This window comes from Streptomyces sp. NPDC044064 (assembly GCF_056434245.1).
The window spans coordinates 43,059-63,538 of record NZ_JBWKFN010000039.1 but is presented as its reverse complement, the minus strand read 5'-3'; the positions used below and the strand labels follow the sequence as shown (position 1 = coordinate 63,538).

Below are 20,480 nucleotides of genomic sequence, written 5' to 3'. Positions count from 1 at the left end.
GGTGACGTACGCGTCAGCGCCCGCCGGCGACGGTGATCGTCTCGCCGGTGATGTTGCCGTTGGCCGCCGATGCGAGGAAGACGATCAGGTTGGCCACGTCCTCGGGCCGGGTGAGCGTGCGGCTGGGCGTCACGGCCCGCTCCGCCTCGCGCGCCTGCTCGGGCATCCTGGCCCGGACCCGCTCGGTGAGAGTCACCCCGGGGCAGACGACGTTGACCAGCACACCGGAGGCTCCCGCGTCCCACATCAGGCTGCGGGTGAAGCCATGCAGCGCCGCCTTGGCGGCACCGTAGAACTCCATGCCCGCACGGCCGTTCCGGGCGAGGTGGGAGGAGACCAGGACGATCCGGCCCCAGCCGCGTTCCCGCATGGCGGGCAGCGCGAGCTGCACGGTGCGCAGCGTCCGCAGGAGGTTGTCCTCGACGAACGGCACCCACTCCTCGGGCGGGGCGGTCGCGAAGGAGTCCGCGTCGGGACGGCGGCCCGAGAGCCGCGCGGCCAGCGGGACCAGCACGTCGAGGCCGCCGTGGGAGCGCTCGATCTCCGTCACCGCAGCGGCGACGGAATCGGGGTCGTCGAGGCTGTAGCGGATGGCGAAGGAGCCGTTGCCGAGCTCTTCGGCGAGCCGCTCGGCGGCTTCCCGGTTGGTGTTGTATCCGGTCACGACCCGTGCGCCGGCCTCGGCGAATGCCCTGGCCACTACGGTTCCCAGGTCGCCGGTCGCACCTGTGACGAGCACGGTGCGGCCCGAGAGTCCCAGATCCATCAGTGCGTCACCTCCTGAATTTCCTGATCGGTCGCGGTGGCGGAGGTCTGCGGCGCGGCCCCCGGTGCCGCGCGGAGCATGCGGACGATCTCGTCGAGGACACGTCGGCCGAACCCGGCCGGCAGCCGGTCGGCCCGGGTACTGACCGTCAGTTCCAGGCCATCGTCGGCACCGGGTTTGACGGCCAGTTCGATCTCGGTGGCCGTGGCGGGTGCGTCAAGGCGCAGCACCTGGGACCGGCAGCCGGGCAGCGTCAGCACGGGGAGCCCCTCGTCATGCAGGAGCAGCATCGGCAGGTTCAGCAGGGAGAGTCCGCTGCCCGCCATGAACGCCATCCGCGCGACATCGCCGAAGGTGACGTCCTGCGCCGCCAGCGCACCGGCGACCGCGTCCTGGGCCGCGTCGAACCAGTCCGCGCCCGAGGCGGACCGCAGCCGTACGCACACGGAGTCGATTCGGCAGGTGATACCGCCCAGCGCCGTCCGTTTGGCGACCGGCACCATGATCCCGAAGTCGCTCTGGCCGGTGAGGCCGGCGAGCGCCGCACCGTACACGCCCACGAGGGCGCCGGTCCTGCTGCTGCCGCGCCGGCGGCAGTGGTCGTCCCAGGGCGCGAGCTCGGCGGCGGTGACGTGGGCCTGGGCCTTGGCGATGGGGCCGGACGCCGCCGTGGACGGCAGGTGCTGGGGGAGTTCGAGCTCCGGGAGCCCGTCCATCTCGCGCTTCCAGAAGCGTCGTTGGGACGCCAGGTCGGCGAGCGCCAGTCCCTGCTGGTAGGCGGTGGCGAGCTCGGCGAGTGTGGGGGCCGGTGCCGGGAAGACGGGTGCCGCTCCGGCCAGGCGGGCCTGGTAGGCCACACTGAGATCGGCGGCGAACGGCTCCTCGGAGAGCCCGTCGAAGGCGGCATGATGAGCCGTCAGCCCGAACAGGGTGCGGCCGGTGTCCCCGGACCGCAGGATGGCGGTGCGCCACACCCGGCCGTTCGCGATGTCCAGGGGCCGGAAGAGCGTCGCCCGGAGCGTCGCCACCGCCTCGTCCTCGGTTCCGGCGTCGGGCAGGTCGTGGAATTCCGGCTCACGGTCCTCCACGGCCGGCACGGCCAGGCCCTCGTCCACGAGGTAGCGGGCACCCAGCGCCTCGTGCCGCCGTTGCACATCGGCCAGGGCCGCGGCGAGGGCACCGCGGTCGACCTCGCCCTCGATCCACCAGGCGAGCTGGCACACGTACCGGGTGCTGGGTGTCTCCTCCCCCGAGAGGTAGCTGGCGGGCTGCGGAGGCAGCCGTACCGCTCCGGACGCGTCGGTGACGCCGAGCGGATCGATCTCCGCCTTGGTGCCCGCTTCCACGACCTCGGCAAGGCGGGCAAGGGTGGGGTGGGTGAAGACGGTGCTCAGGGGGACCGTGAGCCCGAAGTGTTCGCGGATTCCGGCCGTGAGGCGGGCCGCGAGCAAGGATGTGCCGCCGAGCTCGAAGAAGTGGTGCCCGGCGTGGTGGATCGGCAGTCCGTCGAACAGCTCGCTCCACAGGGCCGCCAGGCGTTCCGCGACCGGCCCCGCCAGCGGGGGCGCTCCGGCATCATCGGCGGCGGGCTCCATGAGGTCCGGCGCGGGCAGCGCCTTGCGGTCCACCTTTCCGCTGAGGTTGAGCGGGAAGGCGTCCAGGGCGAGGAAGCGGATCGGAATCATGTAGGCGGGCAGCCGCAGGCGGCAGTACCCGACGAGTTCGGTGTCGGTCGCCCGCCGGTCCGGATCCGCCGGGATCCAGTACGCCACCAGGTGCTGCGCGGACCCGATCTTGGCGGCAACGACCAGGGCGTCGGCGACCCCGTCGTGGGTGCGCAGTACGGCGGCGATCTCGTCCGGCTCGATGCGATGTCCGCGGATCTTCACCTGGTTGTCGGCCCGGTCGAGGTATTCGAGGGTGCCGTCGGGGCGGGTCCTGACGATGTCGCCGGTGCGATAGAGCCGGGACCCCGGCGGCCCGAAGGGGTTGCGGACGAAGCGGGCGGCGGTCTCGTCGGGCCGGTTCCGGTAACCCCGGGCGAGCCCGGTGCCGCCGATGCAGAGCTCGCCGGGCACCCCGACCGGCAGGAGCGCCTGGCGCTCGTCGAGTACGTATGTGGTGGTGTTCTGCAGAGGCCGTCCGATGGCGACCCGGTCGGGGTCACGCGGCACCTCCCACAGCGTGGACCAGATGGTGGTCTCGGTTGGCCCGTACACGTTGACGAGCCGCCGCACCCGGGGCCGGAGCCGCCGGGCGAGATCGAGGGAGAGCGCTTCGCCGCCGGCCAGGGCAACGACCGAAGGGAAGTCGAACCCCGCCTGGAGCAACAGCTTCCAGCTGGACGGGGTGGCCTGGACGTGGCTCACCTCGTGGGCCTCGATCACCTTCACCAGGGTCTGGCCGTCGCGGGCCTGCTCGGTGCCCGCCAGCACGATCCGGCCGCCGGAGACGAGCGGGAGGTACAGCTCCAGGCCCGAGATGTCGAAGGACGTCGAGGTGACGGCCAGCCAGGTGCCGCCGGCGCCGACCTCGTCGCGCATGGAGAGGAGCAGGTTGGCCAGAGACCGGTGTTCGATCTTCACGCCCTTGGGGCGTCCGGTGGACCCCGAGGTGTACATCAGATAGGCGAGCCGGCCGGCCGTGGAGGGCTGCGGCGGGGCCGCGACCGCCGGGGCCGGGCCGGTGCCGAGCTCCAGGACCGCACCGGGAAACCCCTCCGGCAGCAGCCTGCGGTGTCCGGCCTCCGCGATCACGACGGAGGCACCGGAGTCCCCGAGCATGTAGTGGATCCGGTCGGCGGGCAGCTCCGGGTTGAGCGGCAGGTAGGCCGCACCCGCCTTCCACACGCCGAGCAGAGCGGCCACGAGCTCGGGGTTCCGGTCGGCCAGCACGCCGACCACGGATTCGGGCTGCACGCCCGCGGCGAGCAGCCGCCTGGCGTACCACTCGGCCCGTTCGTCGAGTTCCCGGTACGTCACGTGGGTGCCGTCCGGCGATCCGGCATCGACCAGGGCAACCGCGTCCGGGGCGGACCCCACGTGGTCGGCGAAGAGTTCATGCACCGGGCGCCACTCGCGCGGCACGGCAGTGTCGTTCCAGCGACGTACCAGCAGGTCGCGTTCGGCCGCAGGGAGCAGGTCCAGGGCGGACAAGGGTGTCTGCGGCCGCTGTGCCGCGGCCGTCAGCAGGGCCAGGAACCGTTCGGCCATCCGCTCGACGGTGTCGTGGTCGAACAGGGCGGTGGTGTACTCCAGCACCCCGGCGATCGACCCGTCCGGCTCCGTGCGGAGCCACATGGCCAGCTCGGTGTCTGCGCCGGTCGCCGTGGCGGGTGCGGTGGCCTCTTCCTCGTACAGGTCGAAGAGCACCCGGCAGGGGAGGTCACCGGACGGCGTGGTCGTGGAGTCCGCCAGCGTGCGGCCGACCCGCTCGACGGCCTCGTCGAAGGCCGGGTCGCCGGTCAGCTCGCACACCAGCGCCGGTGTGCCGAGGCCCGGGGTGCCGACCGGCACGCTCCACTGTCCGCTGTGGCGAGCCAGCAGAGTGGCGAAGGCGGTGAGCAGCGTCGCGTACCGGGCGGTGGCGGCGAACGCGGCGGGCACCGTGAAGGCGACCCGGTCCCAGCCGGGGTCCGGCGGAGCCGGCCGGGGCCGGTCGGTGGGGAGTTCCAACGGCGGGACGCCGTTCAGCTCAAGTCGCATGGGCGAGCGGCCTCTCAACTCTGGATGCGGCGGACGAAACGGTGGCAGGCGAAGGTCCCGACGGCGGCGACCCCGAGGGTCAGCACGCCCAGCACCGCCCAGATGGGCATGTGGCCGAGCTGGGGAGTGAGGGAAGCCCGCATCCCCTCGCTCATGTAGACGACGGGGTTGATCAGCACCGCGTACTGAAGCCATTCGATGGAGTGGAGCGCCGACCACGAGTAGTACACGCAGCCGAACATCGTCATCGGCAGCACGATCAGGACGATCATGGTGCTGGCCTTCTGGATCTCAAGGAGCGTTCCGCAGACCAGCCCGCAGCTCGCCGCGAGCATCGAGGACAGAATCAGCACGGCGAGGAACAGCGGCCAGTTGTGCACATGGACGTCCGGTGCCTGGCCCTTGGCGTGCACCACCATGACCACGGGGAAGACCACGACCCCGGAGAGCAGGCCCTGGAAGCCGGCCGAGATGATCTTCTGGACCGCCACCGACCACAGAGGGATCGGGGCGAGCGCCCGGTCCTCGATGTCCTTGTAGGTCAGCTCCATCAGGAGCGGCATCATCACGCTCGTGAGGCCCTGGTTCGCGATGGCGACGGCGACGAGCCCGGGCACCAGGGTGGTCGCATACGCCGACGAGCCGCCCACGCCGGTGCCGACCTTGGGCAGCACGAACGCGAAGGTGAAGGTGAGCAGTACCGGCTGCGAAAGCACCTTGATCAGGAACATGATCGCGTCCTGCCGCCACACCAGCAGATCGCGCCAGAACAGCGCGCGGAACGCCTTGGCGTAGGTGGCGTGCGGCCGGGGCCGGCCGGCGTCGAGTGACGCAAAGGCGGTCATGCCTGGAAGTCCCTTCCGGTCAGGGCGAGAAAGGCCGTCTCGAGGCTGGGCGGCGTGGTGAAGGCGTTGCTGACCGAAAGGCCGTGGTCGGCGCCCGCGTCCGCGATCTTGCCGAACAGGCCCTCGGGCTCGGTGGAGTAGACCCGCAGCCGGTTGCCGTCGGTCTCGGTCCTGCGTACGCCGGGCAGCTTGCCCGCCGTCTCCGCGACCGGCTCGGCGGGGCCGTCGAAGTCCATGGTGAAGACGGTGTCCGCGCCCGCCGTCCGCTTCAGTCCTGCCACGGTGTCGCAGGCCAGCAGGGAACCGTCGTCGATCACTGCCACCCGCTGGCAGAGCGACTCGACTTCCTCCAGATAGTGGCTCGTGAGCACGATCGTCTGCCCGGAGGCGTGGAGCTCCCGCAGCGCTTCCCAGAGGTTGAGGCGGGCCTGGGTGTCGATGCCGGTGGTGGGTTCGTCGAGGAAGAGCACGTCGGGCCGGTGCATCAGGGACCGGGCGATCTTCAGGCGCTGCGCCTGGCCGCCGGAGACCCATCCCACCTTCGCCTTCGCCCGCTCCGCCAGGCCGAAGACCTCCAACAGCTCCAGGGCGCGCCGGCGGGATTCCCTGCCGGTCATGCCGAAGAGCCGCCCGCGCATTTCGAGGTTCTGGCTGAGGGTCAGGCCACGGTCGAGCCCGGTGTCCTGGGTGACGACCGAGATCCTGCGCTTGACGTCGACGGGACGCTTGATCACGTCCGCGCCCGCGACGGTCGCTCGTCCCCCGGTCGGGGTGACCAGAGTCGTGAGCATGCCGATCGTCGTGGACTTTCCCGCACCGTTGGGGCCGAGCAGCCCGAACAGCTCGCCGGTCCGGATCTCCAGGTCCAGGCTCGTCACCGCTGGGACGGACTGACTGCCCCCGACGTAGACCTTGGAGAGCCCGGCCGTTTCTATCGCTAGGTCGACCATGGCAGTGACACCTCTAGTAGACATCGGGAAACAAGGAAGGGCAGGGCGGTGGATCTGGGCACGGGTGCCACCGCTCCCGAGTACGCCGCCGATCCTCCGGCCCTCCCTTGGAGGCCCGTTCAAGGCTGCTCCTAGGGAGGGCCGTCGGCGGTCGGCTGTGCTGTCAGGACCGGACGTCCACCGGCGCGCGGGTCGGCCACGCGTGGAAGGTCCCGCGCTGGTGGAGTAGCGGCGGGCGGGACGAGACCTCGCAGTGGTCCACCGTGGCGATGAAGATCCAGTGGTCACCCGCCTCCACGGTCCGCACCACCGAGCACTCGGCGTGGGCATACGCGCCGTCCAGCAGCACCGGCGCGTCGGCCGCAACGTGCGCAGGACGCCAGCGGACGTGGGTGAACTTCCGGTCGGAGCGCCCCGCGAAGACGCGTGCGGCCTCCTGGCCGTCTGCCGCCAGCATGTTGACCACGAAGGCGCCCGCGGAGCGCAGCGCGCGCAGGGTCTGCGAGCGCTTGTCCACGCAGACCAGCAGCATGGGTGGTTCGGCGGACACGGCGGTGATGGCGCTGCAGGTGAAGCCGCGGGGTTCGCCGTCGGCGTCGACGGCCGTGACGACCGACACCGCTGTCGGGAAGGAACCGAAGAACTCCCGGAAGGGCTGGGCGTCCACCGGCTATGCCTTGGCGCGATACGTTTCGAGCACGTCCCACAGGGCGCGTGGGGTGGCGAACGTGCGCCCGTTCAACGCGCTGTCCGGGAACTTGACGCCGTACCGCTCCTCCAGGCGCATCAGCAGATCGATCGTGCCGATAGAGCTGAGCCCGGCCGCTCTGAGGTCACTGTCAGGCTCCAGCGGGGTCTCCGATGCGGAGGTCCGCAACACCGTGAGCAGGATCTTCTCGAATTCCGTGTCGAGCATCAGGGGTTCCTCTCTTCGCGTGTGTCGCCGCCCGGTTCCGTTCCGGCGGCCTGTAGTTCCTCACGGAGCCGTTTGCGGTCCGTCTTGCCGTTGGGGGTGAGCGGGAGCCCGTCCCGGATGTGGCAGACGGCCGGGACCTTGACCTGCTCAAGGCGGCGGCCCAGCTCCCCGAGGACCTGTTCCGGGGTGAGTGTCGTGACGGCGAGGAGGGTGAGGTCGCGGGTGCCCTCGGGGGGCAGTACGGCGACCTCGGAGACGCCCTCGATGTCCAGCGCCGCCGCCTCGATCTCCGACACGCTGGTGCGTACGCCGTGCCGCTTGAACAGGTCGTCCCTGCGGCCCTCGAAGTAGAGATGGCCTTCGGCGTCCAGCCGGCCGTAGTCGCCGGTGAGCAGGGTCACGTCACCAGTGACGGGCGAACGGTGGTAGCGCGCGGCCGTCAGCTCCGGCGCCCGCCAGTAGCCCGCCATCAGGTGAGGGCCGCGGACGGCGATCTGTCCGGTGTCACCCGGTGGCAGTGGCGCTCCGTCGTCGCCCAGTACGAGCACCTCGGTGCCCGTCAGCGCTCTGCCCACCGAACCGGGATGGTCCAGGTCGCCGTCCGGTTCGAGGACGGTGACACGCTTGCACTCGGTGATGCCGTACATCGGAGCGACCCGGGCCTTGGGGAAGGCGGCGCGCAACCGCTCGATGAGCGGTCCCGCCAGTGCGGCGCCCGTGTTGGTGAAGAGCCGGACCGGTGGGGCCTCCTCGTGCCGTCCCCGGTCGGCCAGGCGCACCAGCATCTCCGCGAGCGAGGGCACGACCGGCACCACGGTGACCCGGTGCCCGGACAGCAGACCCATCAGCCGGGTGTGTGCCTCCGGCTGGGACAGGACCACTTCGGCGCCGGCGAGGGCGGCGAGGAAGACCTGGTACAGCCCGTAGTCGAAGGAGAGAGGGATCGCGGTGAGCACGACGTCGGTGGGCTGGTACGCCAGCCGTTCGGCGATCGCCCGCACCGCGAACACCACCGACCGGTGGGGGCACATGACGCCCTTGGGGGCGGCCGTGCTGCCGGAGGTGTACATGAGTAGTGCGAGGTCGTCGCCGGTGACGGTGCCCTCGTCTCGCACGGTCCATGACGCGGCCGGCTGCCCGGACGCGTCGAGGGCGGACCAGACGTCGGTCAGGTCGAACACCCGGTCCGTGAGCGCGGAGAGCAGTGGTACGTCGTCCCCGGCGGCCACGGTGAGAGCGGGCTCGCAGTCGGCGAGGACGGCGGTGAGGTGGAAGGGCATGAGCGCCGGACCCAGGGGTACGAACACGGAGCCGTTCCGGAGCGTGCCGAAGAGCATGGCCACCACCTCGCGGACGTTGCCCAGCCGCACGCACACCCGGTCCCCCGGCCCGACCCCGCGCTCTCGCAGCCAGCCGGTGAACGCCCGGGCGTGCTCGGCCAGTTCCGAATAAGTCCACGAACCGGTGGAGTCGGTGACGGCGGTCGCGTCGGGGTGCCCGGCGACGGCCTCCTCAAGCAGGTCCTGCACGAGGACCGGCTCGCGCGGGGTGGTCGGGGCGTCAGTCATCTGGCGGCCTTTCCTGTCGGCTTGTTACGGGATGCTGGTGATCTCCGGGACGGCGGTGGTCGTCGTGAACCCGGCGCGCGTAGTCCCACGTCGTGCGCTCCACGGCCACGCCCATCAGCTCGGGCAGGCAAGAGCCGTTCTCGCCCCGGCCGACCGCCGGCACCACGACGCGGTCGACATCGCAGATGTCGGCATCGATGTCGTCGAGGGCGCCGGTCATGACGTCCTGCATGACACGGAAGGTGCGGGTGCCGAGCTCCTGGGCGTCGGACCGGGCGTGGTGCGCCGCGGCACGGGCGGCCAGGTCGATGGTCCCGGCCCCGAACCTGGGGGCCGCGGCAAAGGACTCATCGCCCCTGGCCACGGCCCCAGCGAGTGGTCGGCGACGGTGACGGTGGAGAGCGGCCGCGCGAACCCGCCCCGGCGGGACGGCACCATGGCCGTCCCGCCGTCGGCGTACGCGGTTCCCCGGCGCAGGTCCAGCGGTCGGCCCTCGGCGGGGCGAAGCGATCCGCTGCCGTGATCACGACGGCGTCCACCTGCCCGGCCCGCAGGTGCGCGGCGGCGAGTTCCAGTGAACTGACGCCGATGGTGCGCCGCTGCTGGACATCGAGAGCGGGCACGTAGGAGCCCAGGGTCCGCTCGGAGATGCAGGACGCGGCCGGCCAGATGTCCAGCCCCTGGAACCAGGCTGCCGTGCAACAGCAGCGAGAAGTCCGAGGGAGCCAAGCCCGAGCGGATCGGGGTGGGCTCCGCCGGACAGGTGCCCAACCCTGCGACAAAGACGCTGTCCCAGCGCAACGACGTCTCCTCACGAATCGGTATGCCGATGATTCGCGACGCCGTTCGAACGCTATTCGAGGACTGTCATAGCGGCCGGGTCACGCGGCCCGGGAGGACATCACGGCGCTGCCGGAGAGCACCTCGTGGTGGATCCGCTGGAGGTCGGGGGACGGGTCCAGGCCCAGTTCCTCGCTCAGCAGCAGCCGGATCGTCTGGTACGCCTGCAGGGCCTCGACCCGCCGACCGGCCATGTTGAGGGCGGCGATCAGCTGGGAGTGGAACCACTCGTTGTACGGGTGCGCCGCCACCAGCTTCCGGAGATCGGCGATGACGCCCCGGTGATTGCCGCGTTCCATCTCGGCGGACACCCGGAGCTCCAGGGCGGCGATGCGCCGCTCCTCCAGGTGGGCGACGTACGCCCCCAGGAGAGGTCCCTTGTCCACGTTGGACAGAGCGGGCCCCCTCCACAGGGCGAGGGCGCGGTTCAGCGCCTCGACGCTCTGCGTGGCCTGGCCCAGCGACAGCAGCGTCTGGCCCTCGGCGACCAGCCGCTCGAATTCCCGGACGTCGATGCGGGACCCCTCGGTCCGCAGGACGTACCCCGGCGACACGGTGCTGATCACCTGGCCGTCGGAATCGCCCCAGGACTGCCCGGCGAAGGCCTTGCGCAGCTGGTAGATGTAGGTCTGTGACGTGGTGACGGCACTGCGGGGCGGGTTTTCGCCCCAGAGCTCTTCGACGATCGAGTCGAGGCTCAGAGTCTGCCCCGAACGCAGCAGCAGAAGAGCCAGAACCTGTCGGGTCTTGGCCGCGCTGGGCGTGTAGTCACGCTGGTCGGTCGTGACCTTGAGCGGGCCGAGAATGTCGAAATGCACCGTGTATTCCCCCTGTTGAATCGGTGTGTCTCGATCAGCTCGACGCTAGGTCCAGACCTCACTCGGCCTCAAGGGGCGGCGGCGAAGATGCGGCGATGGAAGCATGCGGGCGACGCGCCGCCTGCCACTCCTGCTACTCCCGACGCACTCGAATGTCTCTTTCGGCCACTCTCCTCCTTCATGACTCTCTGATCGCTCCCCTATCATGCCCCGCTGCGCCACCCTCATGCGACCGATCGGGCGGCAACCGCACGACGACTCGGGCGACTTCGCTCCGAACGGCAAAAACCGCAGGTCACCATGGGGTTTCCTGCGGTTGTCGATGAGCCGGCGCCGGGTCGGCCGACGAAGGTCGGGAGCGGCGGCGTCAGCCGCCGACGGCGGCTGACGGTTCACGCACCTCGGCGAGCGAGGCAAGGCCGTCGAGAACCCGCCACGGTTCTCCGATGAAGTCGATCAGGCAGGCAATCTCGTCCACTCCCATGCTCTTCACCTGCCGTACGACCTCGCGGCAGTGCTCCACGGAGCCGATGAGGGACCGCCCGTCGAGGTAGCGATTGACGCCGAGTTCGGCCAGCCTGCCGCGGGCGTGGTCCACCGACATGAACTCGCTGCCCTCTTTGCCCCCGCTCATCAGTCCACCGGAGTCGACAGCCTTCGCCTCCAGGTCGATCGCGGAGAGCAGGTAACGCTTGAGCCAGGGGGTGGCGTAGTCGCGGGCTTCCTCGTCGGTCGGTGCGACAAAGGTGTGCATCATGAGCGTCACCTTGCCCCCGTCCGGCCAGCCGGCCAGCTTGCGGGCCTCGCGGTAGGTGGCGATCTTGGCGCCCAGGGCCTCGACGTCCTGGTTCTCCAGGTGGGTGAGGAGGTTGGTGCCCAGTTCGCCGGCGTGCCGGAAGGTCTCCTCACTGCGGGATGCGGTGATCCACAGATCCAGGTCGGACTGGACCGGGCGGGGGTAGACGTCCAACTCGACCGTGGCGCCGAGGGAGTTCTCGGCACGCCACTTGCCGGTGGACCACACCTCACGGATCCGGTGGATGTCGTCGAGCATCCGGGCCCTGCGGGTCTCGTACTCGTCCTTGGCCAGTACGAAGTCGTTGACGTTCCAACCGGAGCCGACCGAGATCCCGACCCGGCCCCCGGAGATACCGTCGACCATCGCGAAGTCCTCGATCAGCCGGGCGGTCGGGTGCAGTGGGGTGACCACGCTGCCCGCCCGGACCTGGACCCGATCGGTCACCGCGGCGATCGCGGCGCAGGTCACGGCCGGATTGGGGAACGCGCCGCCGAACCTGTGGAAATGCCGCTCCGGTGTCGAGACGAAGGAGAAACCCAGCCGGTCCGCTTCCCGCGCGGCGTCCAGCATGAGCCGATACGTATCGGCCGATTCATCACCGACCGCGGCGAAGAAGAAGAGCCCGAAATCGATGTCGTCGCGATTATCCCGCATGGGCCGATCGCCTCTCGCGATAAGAAACAACTCCCGAACAGCAACTGCGTTATCGTCCCGTCGGGAATTGGAGGGAACTTCGAGGCGCGATGGACCGCCGCCAACGGGACCTCTCCTCCGTGCAGTTGCCCTTGCCTCGCCTGGTCAGCCAGACATTTGTACTGTCCAGCTCCGCATATATGTCCCTTGTCGGCGTGCGGGCGTCTCGGACAGCATGGTTACCCAGAGAAGGACATCAACGTTTGGAGCCCCGCAGTGATCTACACCCTCATCATTGCCATCGGCGTCATCTGCTTCCTTATCGGCTTCTATCGGAACGTCATCCGGAAGAAGAAGTAACGGGCCGACCCGCGGCGGGCGTAATGCCGCGCCAGCGGACCGATATCCGGCCTTGAAGGATCCTCTAACCATTGTGGTGACGATGGGTGGACGAGGATCCATCGACCGGAAGGCACCCCAAGTGACAGCGGATCTGGAAGCAATCGCGGAAGCGGTGGCGATCGGCCGGCTCAGCAACGCCTATGCCCAGTCCAAACTTCTGCACAGCGCTGTGGAGCTGGGTGTCTTCGAGGCTCTCGCGGCGGGCCCGGCCGACGAGCAGCTGCTCCGGAGCAAGATCGGACTGCACCCCCGTCTGTCCGGCCAGTTCCTGGACGCGCTCGTGGCACTCGGACTCCTGGTGAAGTCGGACGGCTCCTACACCAACAGCACCGCTGCCCAGCGGCTGCTGGTGTCGGGTGGGCCGGACTTCATGGGAGACCTGTGCCGGGTCGCCGCGATGCGGCACTACCCCATGTGGGGCCGGCTCACGGAGGCACTGCGCGACGGCGAGCCCAAGTCGGATCGTGCGGTCGGGCCCGATCCGTTCAAGAAGCTGTACGAAAACCCGGAGCTGGCCCGCAAGTTCTTGGCCCACATGGACTCGGCGCACGCCATGGTGGGACCCCAGCTCGCCGACCTGCTCGACTGGAAGGGCTACGAGTCCTTCGTGGACGTGGGCGGCGCGCGGGGCAATCTGGCCGCGCAGATCGTCCGGGCCCACCCGCATCTGCGGGGCGGCGTCTTCGAACTCCCGGCCGTGGAGACGGTCTTCGACGAGCACATGAAGCACCTGGGCACCGACGCCTCGGTCCGCTTCCACGGCGGGGACTTCTTCGTCGACCCGCTGCCCGAAGCGGACGTCCTGATCTTCGGGCACGTCCTGCACGACTGGTCGGCGGACCGAGCCCAGACCCTGATCGAGCGGGCCTACCCGGCCGTACGGCCCGGCGGTGCGCTGGTGATCTACGACCAGATGCTCGACGTCGACCACCCCGACCTGCACAGCCTGCTGGGCAGCTTCACGGTGGCCCTGACGACGGGCGGTACCGAATACACCACCGACGAATACCGGAGCTGGGTCGAGAAGGCCGGCTTCCGGGTCACCGGGCTCCACAACATCGTCACGATCGGCAACGACGTCGTCCTGATCGCGGTCAAGGACCGCTGAGCGGCAGGGACACCGCAGCACCTGATCGGTCGTCCGCCCTCCAGCCCCTCCGCCTCCGAGATTGCGAGACCTCAATGCGCGTTCTCATGACATCTTTTCCCAAACCTTCTCATTTCGCCCACATGGTCCCGCTCGCCTGGGCCCTGCGCGCCTCAGGCCACGAGGTCATCGCCGCCGCCCAGCCGGACCTCGCCCCGATGGTGGCATCGGCCGGGCTGAGCATGGCCCAGGTCGGCGGGCACTACTACGCCGACGACCTGATGCTGCGCCACCTGCACGACGGCCGACGGCTCCTGGAGCTGACCGATCCCACCACGCCCCGGTCGCTCCAGGACTCGGCGAAGACCTGGCAGATGCACGCCCGGTATGTGCTGCCCCGCTACCTGGAGTTCGCGCGGCAGTGGAAGCCGGACCTCATCCTGTCCGAGAAGCTGGAGTTCGCCGGCCCGATCGTGGCGAAGGCGCTCGGCATCCCCTCCGTCCACCACCGGTTCGGTGTCGATGCCTACACCGATCCGGGGCTCGCGGCGGCGTCCGACTCCCTCCATATGTCCTGTGAGCGGCTGGGCCTCGACGGCTACCCGGAGGCGTCGCTGATCCTCGATCCGTGTCCGCCGGAGCTGCAGATGCCGGGGCTCAAGCCGGGCCGCTCCGTCCGCCACGTGCCGTTCAACGGCGCCGGTCTGATGCCGTCATGGGCCCGGCGGGGCGAGCGGCGGCGGGTGTGCGTGAGCCTGGGCAACCAGACCCTGCTCCTCAACGGCGTTCCGCTGCTGAGGCACGTGATCGAGGCGTTCGAGGGTCTCGACCACCTGGAGGTCCTGGTCACGGCCGAGTCGCGGTACCTGGAGGCCATCGGCGACGTGCCGCACCACGTGCGCATCGTCGAGCCCACACCGCTCAGCCTGTTCCTCGACAGCTGCGACCTGCTGATCAGCCACGGCGGTCCGGGCACCATGCTCACCGCCTTGGGAATGGGGATCCCCCAGCTCATCCTGCCGCAGTGGATCGGCCACTTCGAGACGGGCAGCCGACTGGCCGAACTCGGCGCGGGGCGCACCCTGGAGAACGCGGCGGACCAGGACAATCCGCTGCTCGTACGGGAAGCGGTGCTCGCCCTGCTGGAGGAGGACGGCTACCGCAAGGCGGCGATGGGGCTTGCCGATTCGATGAAGTCCCTGCCCACCCCCGCCGAGCTCGTGCCCGACCTCGAGGCCCTGGCCGGATAGACGGAGCCCCCTGTGCGTGTACTGATGATGAGTTCCCCGCTGGCCTCGCACTTCGCCGCCATGGTGCCCCTCGCCTGGGCGCTGCGTGCGGCGGGGCACGAGGTGCTGGGTGCGGGGCGTCCCGACATGGCGGCCGCGCCCCTCTCCGCGGGGCTGTCCGCCGTCACCATGGGCGAGCCGGTCGGCTTCAACGAACAGCTCGCCCGCTATCTGCCAGCGGGCATGCGCCCCGTCCAGGCCTTCGGGCGTGGCCTTTTCGACCGCATCGAGCAAGGATGCGAGCAGTGGTTCCTCGACGACCTCGTGGTGCTGCCCGAGTACCTGGACTTCGCCCGGCGCTGGCGTCCGGACCTCGTCGTCTCCGAACAGATCGACTTCGCCGGTACGGTCGTCGCCGGGGCGCTGGGTGTCCCGCACGTCCGGCACCGCTGGGGTGTGGACCCGCTGAGCGGACCGCTGGGCGGGATGGCCGCGGAGTTGTTCGGTCCCCTGTGCGAGAAGCTCGGTCTGGGCGGGCTGCCCGAGTCGGCGCTGGTCCTCGACCCCTGCCCACCCGAGCTCCAGCTGCCGGAGGCCGCGGCCGGTGTGCCGATCCGCCCGGTTCCCTTCAACGGCAACGGGCGGCTGCCGTCCTGGGCCCGACGGGGTGAGCGGCGGCGGGTGTGCGTGAGCCTGGGCAACCAGACCCTGCTCCTCAACGGCGTGCCCTTGTTCCGGCACGTGATCGATGCCTTCGACGGCCTCGACGACCTGGAGGTCCTGGTCACCGTCGCCCCCGAGTACCGGGAGGCGCTCGGCGAACCGCCGGCGAGCGTACGCCTGGTGGATCCCGCCCCGCTGTCCCTCTTCCTCGCCGACTGCGACCTGCTCGTCCACCACGGCGGTGCCGGGACGGCCATGACCGCCACGACGGTGGGGATACCGCAGCTGATACTCCCCCAGATCGCCGACCAGTTCTTCCACGCGGACCGCATCGTGGCGGCCGGGGCGGCGATCGCGCTGGAGGACGCGGCGGATCAGGACAATCCGCGCCTGGTGCGGCAGGCGGCGCTCGATCTGCTGGGCGACGACCGCCACCGCAAGGCCGCGAGGGTGCTGCGGGACGCGGTGGAGGCCATGCCCGCGCCCGCGGACCTCGTTCCCGACCTCGAAGCGCTCGCCGCGTGACGGGCGCCCAGTACGGAGGTGAAACTGCATGGAGATCATCGGACGTGGCTTCCTCGCCAGGCATCTGCGGCCGATAGCCGACGCCCACCCCGGGGTTGTTCTGCTGGCGGCCGGGGTGTCGGCGGCAGGGGACAGCCCGCAGGCCGAGTTCGGCCGGGAGGCCGATCTCCTCTACGAGACCATCGGCCGCTGCGAGGAGCGCGGCGAACGGCTGGTGCTGTTCTCCACCGCTGCCACCGGCATGTATTCGCTGCAGGGCGAGGCGGGACGGGAATCCGGACCGGTCCGGCCGGCGACGGCGTACGGCCGGCACAAGCTCGCCCTGGAGGCGGTCCTCGCCTCCTCACGTCTCGACTATCTGATCCTGCGCCTCGCCCACGTGGTCGGTCCGCACCAGCCGGCTCACCAGCTCCTGCCGTCGCTCACCCGGCAGGTCGCCTCGGGCAAGGTCAGGATCCACCGCGGCGCGAGACGGGATCTGATCGACGTCAGCGACGTGGTGCACATCGTCGACGGGCTGCTGAGCACGGGCATCGCCCGTGAGGCGGTGAACGTCGCCTCCGGCCGCGCGGCGCCGATCGAGGAGATCGTCGGCCACATCGAGACCTGCCTCGGCGTCCGTGCCGAGCGCGAGTTCCTGGACGCCGCCGGCGCCGCCCAGCCGGTCTCGATCGGCAAACTCCGCCGGCTCCTGCCGTCCGTCCAGGACATCGGCTTCGGCCCCGACTATCACCGCGCCGTGCTCGACAAGTACGTACGGAATTACGCGGAGCAGACCGCCCCTTCTTACGAAAGGTCCCACTGATCATGTCCCACCCCACCGGCGGCCAGGCCGTCTCGATCGCCCGCTTCACGCTCAAGACCGAGTTCGCGGCCAAGGGCGCCGAGTTCGCGGCGCTCTTCCCCACGTACGTGGCCGCCGCCAAGGCGGCGGAGGGCACGCTCCGCACCGGCCTCGCCTCCTCCACCGCCTCGTCCGGGCGGTACCTCCAGCTGACCTGGTGGCGGGACTCCGAGGCCCGGCAGGCCATGATGAGCGACCCCGCCCTCTTCCGGAACGTGGGCATCAAGTACTTCACCATGGCCCGGCACGACAAGGTCAATGGCGACTCGATCGCGGGCGGCCTCCCCGACGTGCCGTACGCGGTCGTGGCGCTGACCGAGCTGCCCGCCACCGAGGAGAACCCCGTCCAGGCCCTGCACGGCCTGGACGGCTTCCTGGCGGACCAGCTCGTACAGCCTGACGAGGAGGACGGCCGCTACCTGCTGACCTGGTGGCGGGACGAGGACGCCTTCCGCGCGGCGCTCGCCACGGCGCCGGCCGCCCTCGACGGCGCCGAGTCGTTCGCCTTCCTCGCGGACGAGGTCAGCGGCTGACGGCCCGCACCCGGCGCGCACATGGAAGAGGGCCAGGCGGTGCGCCTGGCCCTCTTCCATGGACACCGTGAGTGGCGGTTACTTCCCCGCGGCGCTGTTCCGTGCCACGTGAGCGGCGCGCTCGGAGCGCACCTCCGCGACCCTGCCGACGGCGGCGAATTCCGCACTCTCCCGGGCCTTGAGGCGGTCCTCCTCCGACCGCCACCAGGTGATGGCCGTGTACGCGCCCGCCCGGGTCAGGGCACGGGCCAGGTCGAGGCGGGCGAGGCCGGTCGCGGCGTGCGCGGCCTCGGCGTACTCCTTGTACGTACGCTCGAACTCCTCCGCGCCCGCCTCGGTGGTCAGGTGCTCGATGACGATCACCGCGTCGGTGAGGTCTCCCGCCCCGATCCGGAGCACGTTCATGGACGGGTCGGCGGCGACGTCGACGAGCTGGTGGAACTCCTTGGCGTGCGACTGGAACACCTCGCTGCGCAGCACCTGCTGGAACACCTCGGGCTCCCGCCACCAGCCGAGGTTGACATAGACGTCGGGGCGCTCGGTGACGCGTACGGCCTGGTGCGCGTGGAAGCCCTCCTGCGCGCGCATCCACTCCACGTGCTCCAGGAACCGGCGCTCGAACTCCTGTGCGCCTGCGGGGTCCTTGAGGGTGAAGGTGTTGATCACGGTGAAGAGCTTGCTGGGAGACTGCTCCTCAGCGGGCTTGTCGGCCATGGCTGTCGCCTTTCGCGGACTGAAGGGTGTGATGGGCGAGCATCGCCCGTGAGGTTCAAAGCGTGTTGGAGGGCCGTTGGACGGTGAGCGCTCCGCCGGCACCCGTCGGGCTCAGCCGCGGCGCTCTTCCGCGTATGCCTTGGCGTGGCCCAGAGTGGCCCGGGAGTTGGTGCTCAGCGCTCCGCGCACGAACTCCCGCGCCTCGGCGACACCGGCCGCCTCGCCGAGGATCTTCGTGATGTTCGCCGTGTTGAGGGTGACGGTGTGCTGGGACGTGGCCAGGACGTCGTCGCCGTCCTCGGCCAGCTCCCAGTAGCCGGTGTGGAGGGTCATCAGGGCGGGCAGGGTGATCTGTTTGTAGGCGATGCGGCGGTGGGGGAAGCAGACCCGGACCGACTTCGTGGTGTGCTGCGAGCCGTCCTTGGCGACGGTGTCCATCTCCAGGGTCTGCAGGCCCGGCGTGTCCTCGGTGAGGACGACACGGCCGACGTGCGGCAGGCGGTCGGTCCACAGCTGCGCCTCGTTGAGGAAGTCGTAGACGTCCTTCGCCGAGCCGCCGATGCGCACGGTGTCCTCGAAGGAGAACGTGAGCTCGGCCGATTCCGTGACGCGCTCGATGTTCTCCTTCAGGGACGCGAGCTCGGAACGGCTGTTGCGGTCCACGGCCTCGTCGATCCAGCGCAGGTTCTCCGGGTCGTCGCCGACGGCCCGGTAGTCGTGCAGCAGCCGGATCCTGGACTCCTCCCCGGACAGCGGCTCGATGATCCAGGTCCCGCCCATCGCGGCGACCGGCGGGGCCGGGACCTCCTGCCGGAAGACGATCCGCAGCGCCGCGGGGTCCAGTGTGCGGCGGGAGGTCCAGTTCTTGGCCGTGCCGTTGGCGGTGGCCCAGATCCGGATGCGCTCCTCGGTCTCGCCGCGCTCGACGTGGTCGACGTACACGCTCGGCGGGAAGATCCGGGGCCAGTTCTCCACCTCGGCTATCAGGCGGTAGACCTCGGCGGCGGGTGCGCGCACGGTGATCTCGTGCTCGACCTCACGAACGGTCATGATGAAGTGATTCCCTTCGGCTCAGAAGTTGCCAAGTCCGCCGCAGACGTTCAGCGCCTGGGAGGTGATGGAGGCGGCGGTGTCGGAGGCGAGGTAGCCGACCAGGCCGGCGACCTCCTCGGGGGTGGAGTAGCGGCCGAGCGGGATCTTCGCCTGGAACTTCTCGAGGATCGCCGCCTCGTCCGTGTCGTACGCGGCCGCGTACCCGGCGCGCACCCGCTGGGCCATGGGTGTCTCGACATAGCCGGGGCAGACGGCGTTGACGGTGATCCCGGTGGGGGCCAGCTCATTGCCGAGTGCCTTGGTGAAGCCCACGACGCCGTGCTTCGACGCGGAGTACGGGGCCCCGAGGACCACGCCCTGCTTGCCCGCCGTGGACGCGATGTTGATGATCCGGCCCCAGCCGCGCTCCCGTATCCCGCCCTGCTTCAGCACGGCGCGGGTGACCTGGAAGACGCTGGTGAGGTTGGTGGCGATGACGTCGTCCCACAGCTCGTCCTCGATGTCGGCCGTGACGCCGCCGCCGCTGCGGCCGGCGTTGTTGACCAGCACATCGACGCGGCCGTGGCGCTCGACGACCGTGCCCACCAAGGCCCGCACACTCTCCGGATCGCGCACGTCCGCGGTGCGGCCGTCGGCGTCGAAGCCCTCCGCCCGCAGCTCCTTCACCGTGAGCTCCACGGCCTCGGTGCCACGTGCGCAGATGAAGACCTTCAGACCGGCCCGGCCCAGCTCACGCGCCGCCGCAAGGCCGATGCCGCTGGTCGCCCCGGTGATCAGGGCGACCCTCTGCTCAGTGCCTGTCATGCTCGTACTCCTCCCGAAGAAATGATCGAGACCGAGCATGTCGCGACGCCTTTGAAACGGGTTCGAGGAGCGATGGACGCCCGCCGGTCGACCGGTTCTCGAAAGCGCTACGAAGCCGAGCGCCCATCATCGGTACAGGACAAGCGAGTTCACCGTGTGCAGATCACCGTGTGCAGAGAGGACCCCATGACCGCGACGGACGAGGCGACCCCAGTCAGCGCCGCCACGCTCTATTACGAAGTCCAGCAGTTCTATGCGCAGCAGATGCAGCTCCTGGACGACGGCCGGGTCGAGGAGTGGGCCGGGACCTTCACCGAGGACGGCGTGTTCGCCGCCAACGCCCACCCCGAACCGGTCGTGGGCCGCGCCGCCATCACCGCGGCGGCGGCACGGGCCACCGAGGAGTACGCCGCCAAGGGGGTACAGCGCAGGCACTGGCTCGGCATGGTCTCCGTCGAGCCGGTCGACGAGCGGTCGGCCAACGCCCGCTGCTACGCCCTGGTGATCGAGACTCCGCGTGGCGGTCAGGCCGCGATCCGGGTCAGCACGCTGTGCGTGGACCGGCTGGTCCGCGACGGCGACGGCTGGCTCGTGCAGGACCGCCAGGTCTCCCGCGACGACCTGGCCTGAGCCACCCCGAGCCGGCTGCCCCCGTCCAGGACCCCCGCCGGACGGGGGCAGCCATGTGTCCGCCCGCAGCGCCCTGCCCGGGGGGGGGGGGGGGGGGGGGGGAGGGGCGGGGGGGGGGGGGGGGGGGGAGGGGGGCTCTTGTGGGGGGGGTGGTCGC

19 protein-coding genes are annotated in these 20,480 nt (G+C 70.3%); 6 read left to right on the top strand and 13 right to left on the bottom strand.

The annotated features are described in order from the left end of the window. Positions 1–13: 13 nt before the first annotated feature. From AC07DS_RS41040 to AC07DS_RS40995, 10 genes are all read right to left on the bottom strand, one after another. Positions 14–766: an SDR family NAD(P)-dependent oxidoreductase gene (locus AC07DS_RS41040; RefSeq protein WP_479153848.1), complete on the bottom strand. Its 753-nt coding sequence runs from the start codon at positions 764–766 to the stop codon at positions 14–16. Beyond that, the gene (locus AC07DS_RS41035) at positions 766–4,470 is read right to left on the bottom strand and encodes a non-ribosomal peptide synthetase (RefSeq protein ID WP_479153847.1); all 3,705 of its coding nucleotides are present in this window, start codon (positions 4,468–4,470) and stop codon (positions 766–768) included. The genes AC07DS_RS41040 and AC07DS_RS41035 overlap by 1 nt, the downstream gene beginning before the upstream one ends. Positions 4,471–4,484: 14 nt before the next feature. Next, positions 4,485–5,315, bottom strand: a complete 831-nt coding sequence (locus tag AC07DS_RS41030) for an ABC transporter permease (RefSeq protein ID WP_479153846.1) — start codon at positions 5,313–5,315, stop codon at positions 4,485–4,487. Continuing rightward, positions 5,312–6,265, bottom strand: coding sequence for an ABC transporter ATP-binding protein (locus AC07DS_RS41025; RefSeq protein WP_261386786.1), 954 nt, complete (start codon positions 6,263–6,265; stop codon positions 5,312–5,314). Before AC07DS_RS41025 ends, AC07DS_RS41030 begins: the two co-directional genes overlap by 4 nt. 163 nt (positions 6,266–6,428) lie before the next feature. Next, entirely contained in the window at positions 6,429–6,932 is a 504-nt protein-coding gene (locus tag AC07DS_RS41020; protein ID WP_479153845.1) for a flavin reductase family protein, read from the bottom strand. A 3-nt stretch (positions 6,933–6,935) separates the two neighbouring features. Then, a complete protein-coding gene (locus tag AC07DS_RS41015; RefSeq protein WP_479153844.1) occupies positions 6,936–7,181 on the bottom strand; it encodes a phosphopantetheine-binding protein in 246 nt (81 codons plus the stop codon). After that, positions 7,181–8,749 carry a class I adenylate-forming enzyme family protein gene (locus tag AC07DS_RS41010; protein WP_479153843.1) on the bottom strand — a complete coding sequence of 523 codons (1,569 nt, stop codon included), beginning with the start codon at positions 8,747–8,749 and terminating at the stop codon, positions 7,181–7,183. Before AC07DS_RS41010 ends, AC07DS_RS41015 begins: the two co-directional genes overlap by 1 nt. Then, complete coding sequence (locus AC07DS_RS41005; RefSeq protein ID WP_479153842.1) at positions 8,742–9,113, bottom strand: hypothetical protein; 372 nt, start codon at positions 9,111–9,113, stop codon at positions 8,742–8,744. Before AC07DS_RS41005 ends, AC07DS_RS41010 begins: the two co-directional genes overlap by 8 nt. A gap of 517 nt (positions 9,114–9,630) precedes the next feature. After that, entirely contained in the window at positions 9,631–10,407 is a 777-nt protein-coding gene (locus AC07DS_RS41000) for an AfsR/SARP family transcriptional regulator (RefSeq protein ID WP_145885192.1), read from the bottom strand. Positions 10,408–10,774: 367 nt separating this feature from the next. After that, positions 10,775–11,860 carry a MupA/Atu3671 family FMN-dependent luciferase-like monooxygenase gene (locus tag AC07DS_RS40995; RefSeq protein WP_479153841.1) on the bottom strand — a complete coding sequence of 362 codons (1,086 nt, stop codon included), beginning with the start codon at positions 11,858–11,860 and terminating at the stop codon, positions 10,775–10,777. Positions 11,861–12,320: 460 nt separating this feature from the next. Between AC07DS_RS40995 and AC07DS_RS40990 the strand changes: the two genes are divergently transcribed. From AC07DS_RS40990 to AC07DS_RS40970, 5 genes are all read left to right on the top strand, one after another. Beyond that, positions 12,321–13,349, top strand: a complete 1,029-nt coding sequence (locus AC07DS_RS40990) for a methyltransferase (protein WP_479153840.1) — start codon at positions 12,321–12,323, stop codon at positions 13,347–13,349. A 122-nt stretch (positions 13,350–13,471) separates the two neighbouring features. Continuing rightward, positions 13,472–14,578 carry a nucleotide disphospho-sugar-binding domain-containing protein gene (locus AC07DS_RS40985; RefSeq protein ID WP_479153839.1) on the top strand — a complete coding sequence of 369 codons (1,107 nt, stop codon included), beginning with the start codon at positions 13,472–13,474 and terminating at the stop codon, positions 14,576–14,578. 12 nt (positions 14,579–14,590) lie between these two features. Next, positions 14,591–15,745, top strand: a complete 1,155-nt coding sequence (locus AC07DS_RS40980; RefSeq protein WP_479153838.1) for a nucleotide disphospho-sugar-binding domain-containing protein — start codon at positions 14,591–14,593, stop codon at positions 15,743–15,745. Positions 15,746–15,773: 28 nt separating this feature from the next. Then, positions 15,774–16,550 carry an NAD-dependent epimerase/dehydratase family protein gene (locus AC07DS_RS40975; RefSeq protein ID WP_479153837.1) on the top strand — a complete coding sequence of 259 codons (777 nt, stop codon included), beginning with the start codon at positions 15,774–15,776 and terminating at the stop codon, positions 16,548–16,550. Positions 16,551–16,552: 2 nt separating this feature from the next. After that, positions 16,553–17,122, top strand: coding sequence for an antibiotic biosynthesis monooxygenase (locus AC07DS_RS40970; RefSeq protein WP_479153836.1), 570 nt, complete (start codon positions 16,553–16,555; stop codon positions 17,120–17,122). Positions 17,123–17,200: 78 nt separating this feature from the next. Here the strand turns inward: AC07DS_RS40970 and AC07DS_RS40965 are convergent, their stop codons facing one another. The 3 genes from AC07DS_RS40965 to fabG all read right to left on the bottom strand — a co-directional run bounded on the left by AC07DS_RS40965 (position 17,201) and on the right by fabG (position 19,693). Further along, on the bottom strand, positions 17,201–17,836 hold the full coding sequence (locus tag AC07DS_RS40965) for an antibiotic biosynthesis monooxygenase family protein (protein WP_479153835.1): 636 nt from the start codon (positions 17,834–17,836) through the stop codon (positions 17,201–17,203). Between the two features lie 111 nt (positions 17,837–17,947). Beyond that, positions 17,948–18,886 (bottom strand): aromatase/cyclase, encoded by a 939-nt coding sequence (locus tag AC07DS_RS40960; protein ID WP_145885200.1) that lies wholly within the window; start codon positions 18,884–18,886, stop codon positions 17,948–17,950. Positions 18,887–18,907: 21 nt separating this feature from the next. Beyond that, positions 18,908–19,693 carry a 3-oxoacyl-ACP reductase FabG gene (fabG, locus tag AC07DS_RS40955; protein WP_479153834.1) on the bottom strand — a complete coding sequence of 262 codons (786 nt, stop codon included), beginning with the start codon at positions 19,691–19,693 and terminating at the stop codon, positions 18,908–18,910. A gap of 186 nt (positions 19,694–19,879) precedes the next feature. On the opposite strand from fabG, the gene AC07DS_RS40950 reads away from it, so the two are divergent. Then, positions 19,880–20,323 carry a nuclear transport factor 2 family protein gene (locus AC07DS_RS40950; RefSeq protein WP_385167693.1) on the top strand — a complete coding sequence of 148 codons (444 nt, stop codon included), beginning with the start codon at positions 19,880–19,882 and terminating at the stop codon, positions 20,321–20,323. Positions 20,324–20,480: the final 157 nt, after the last annotated feature.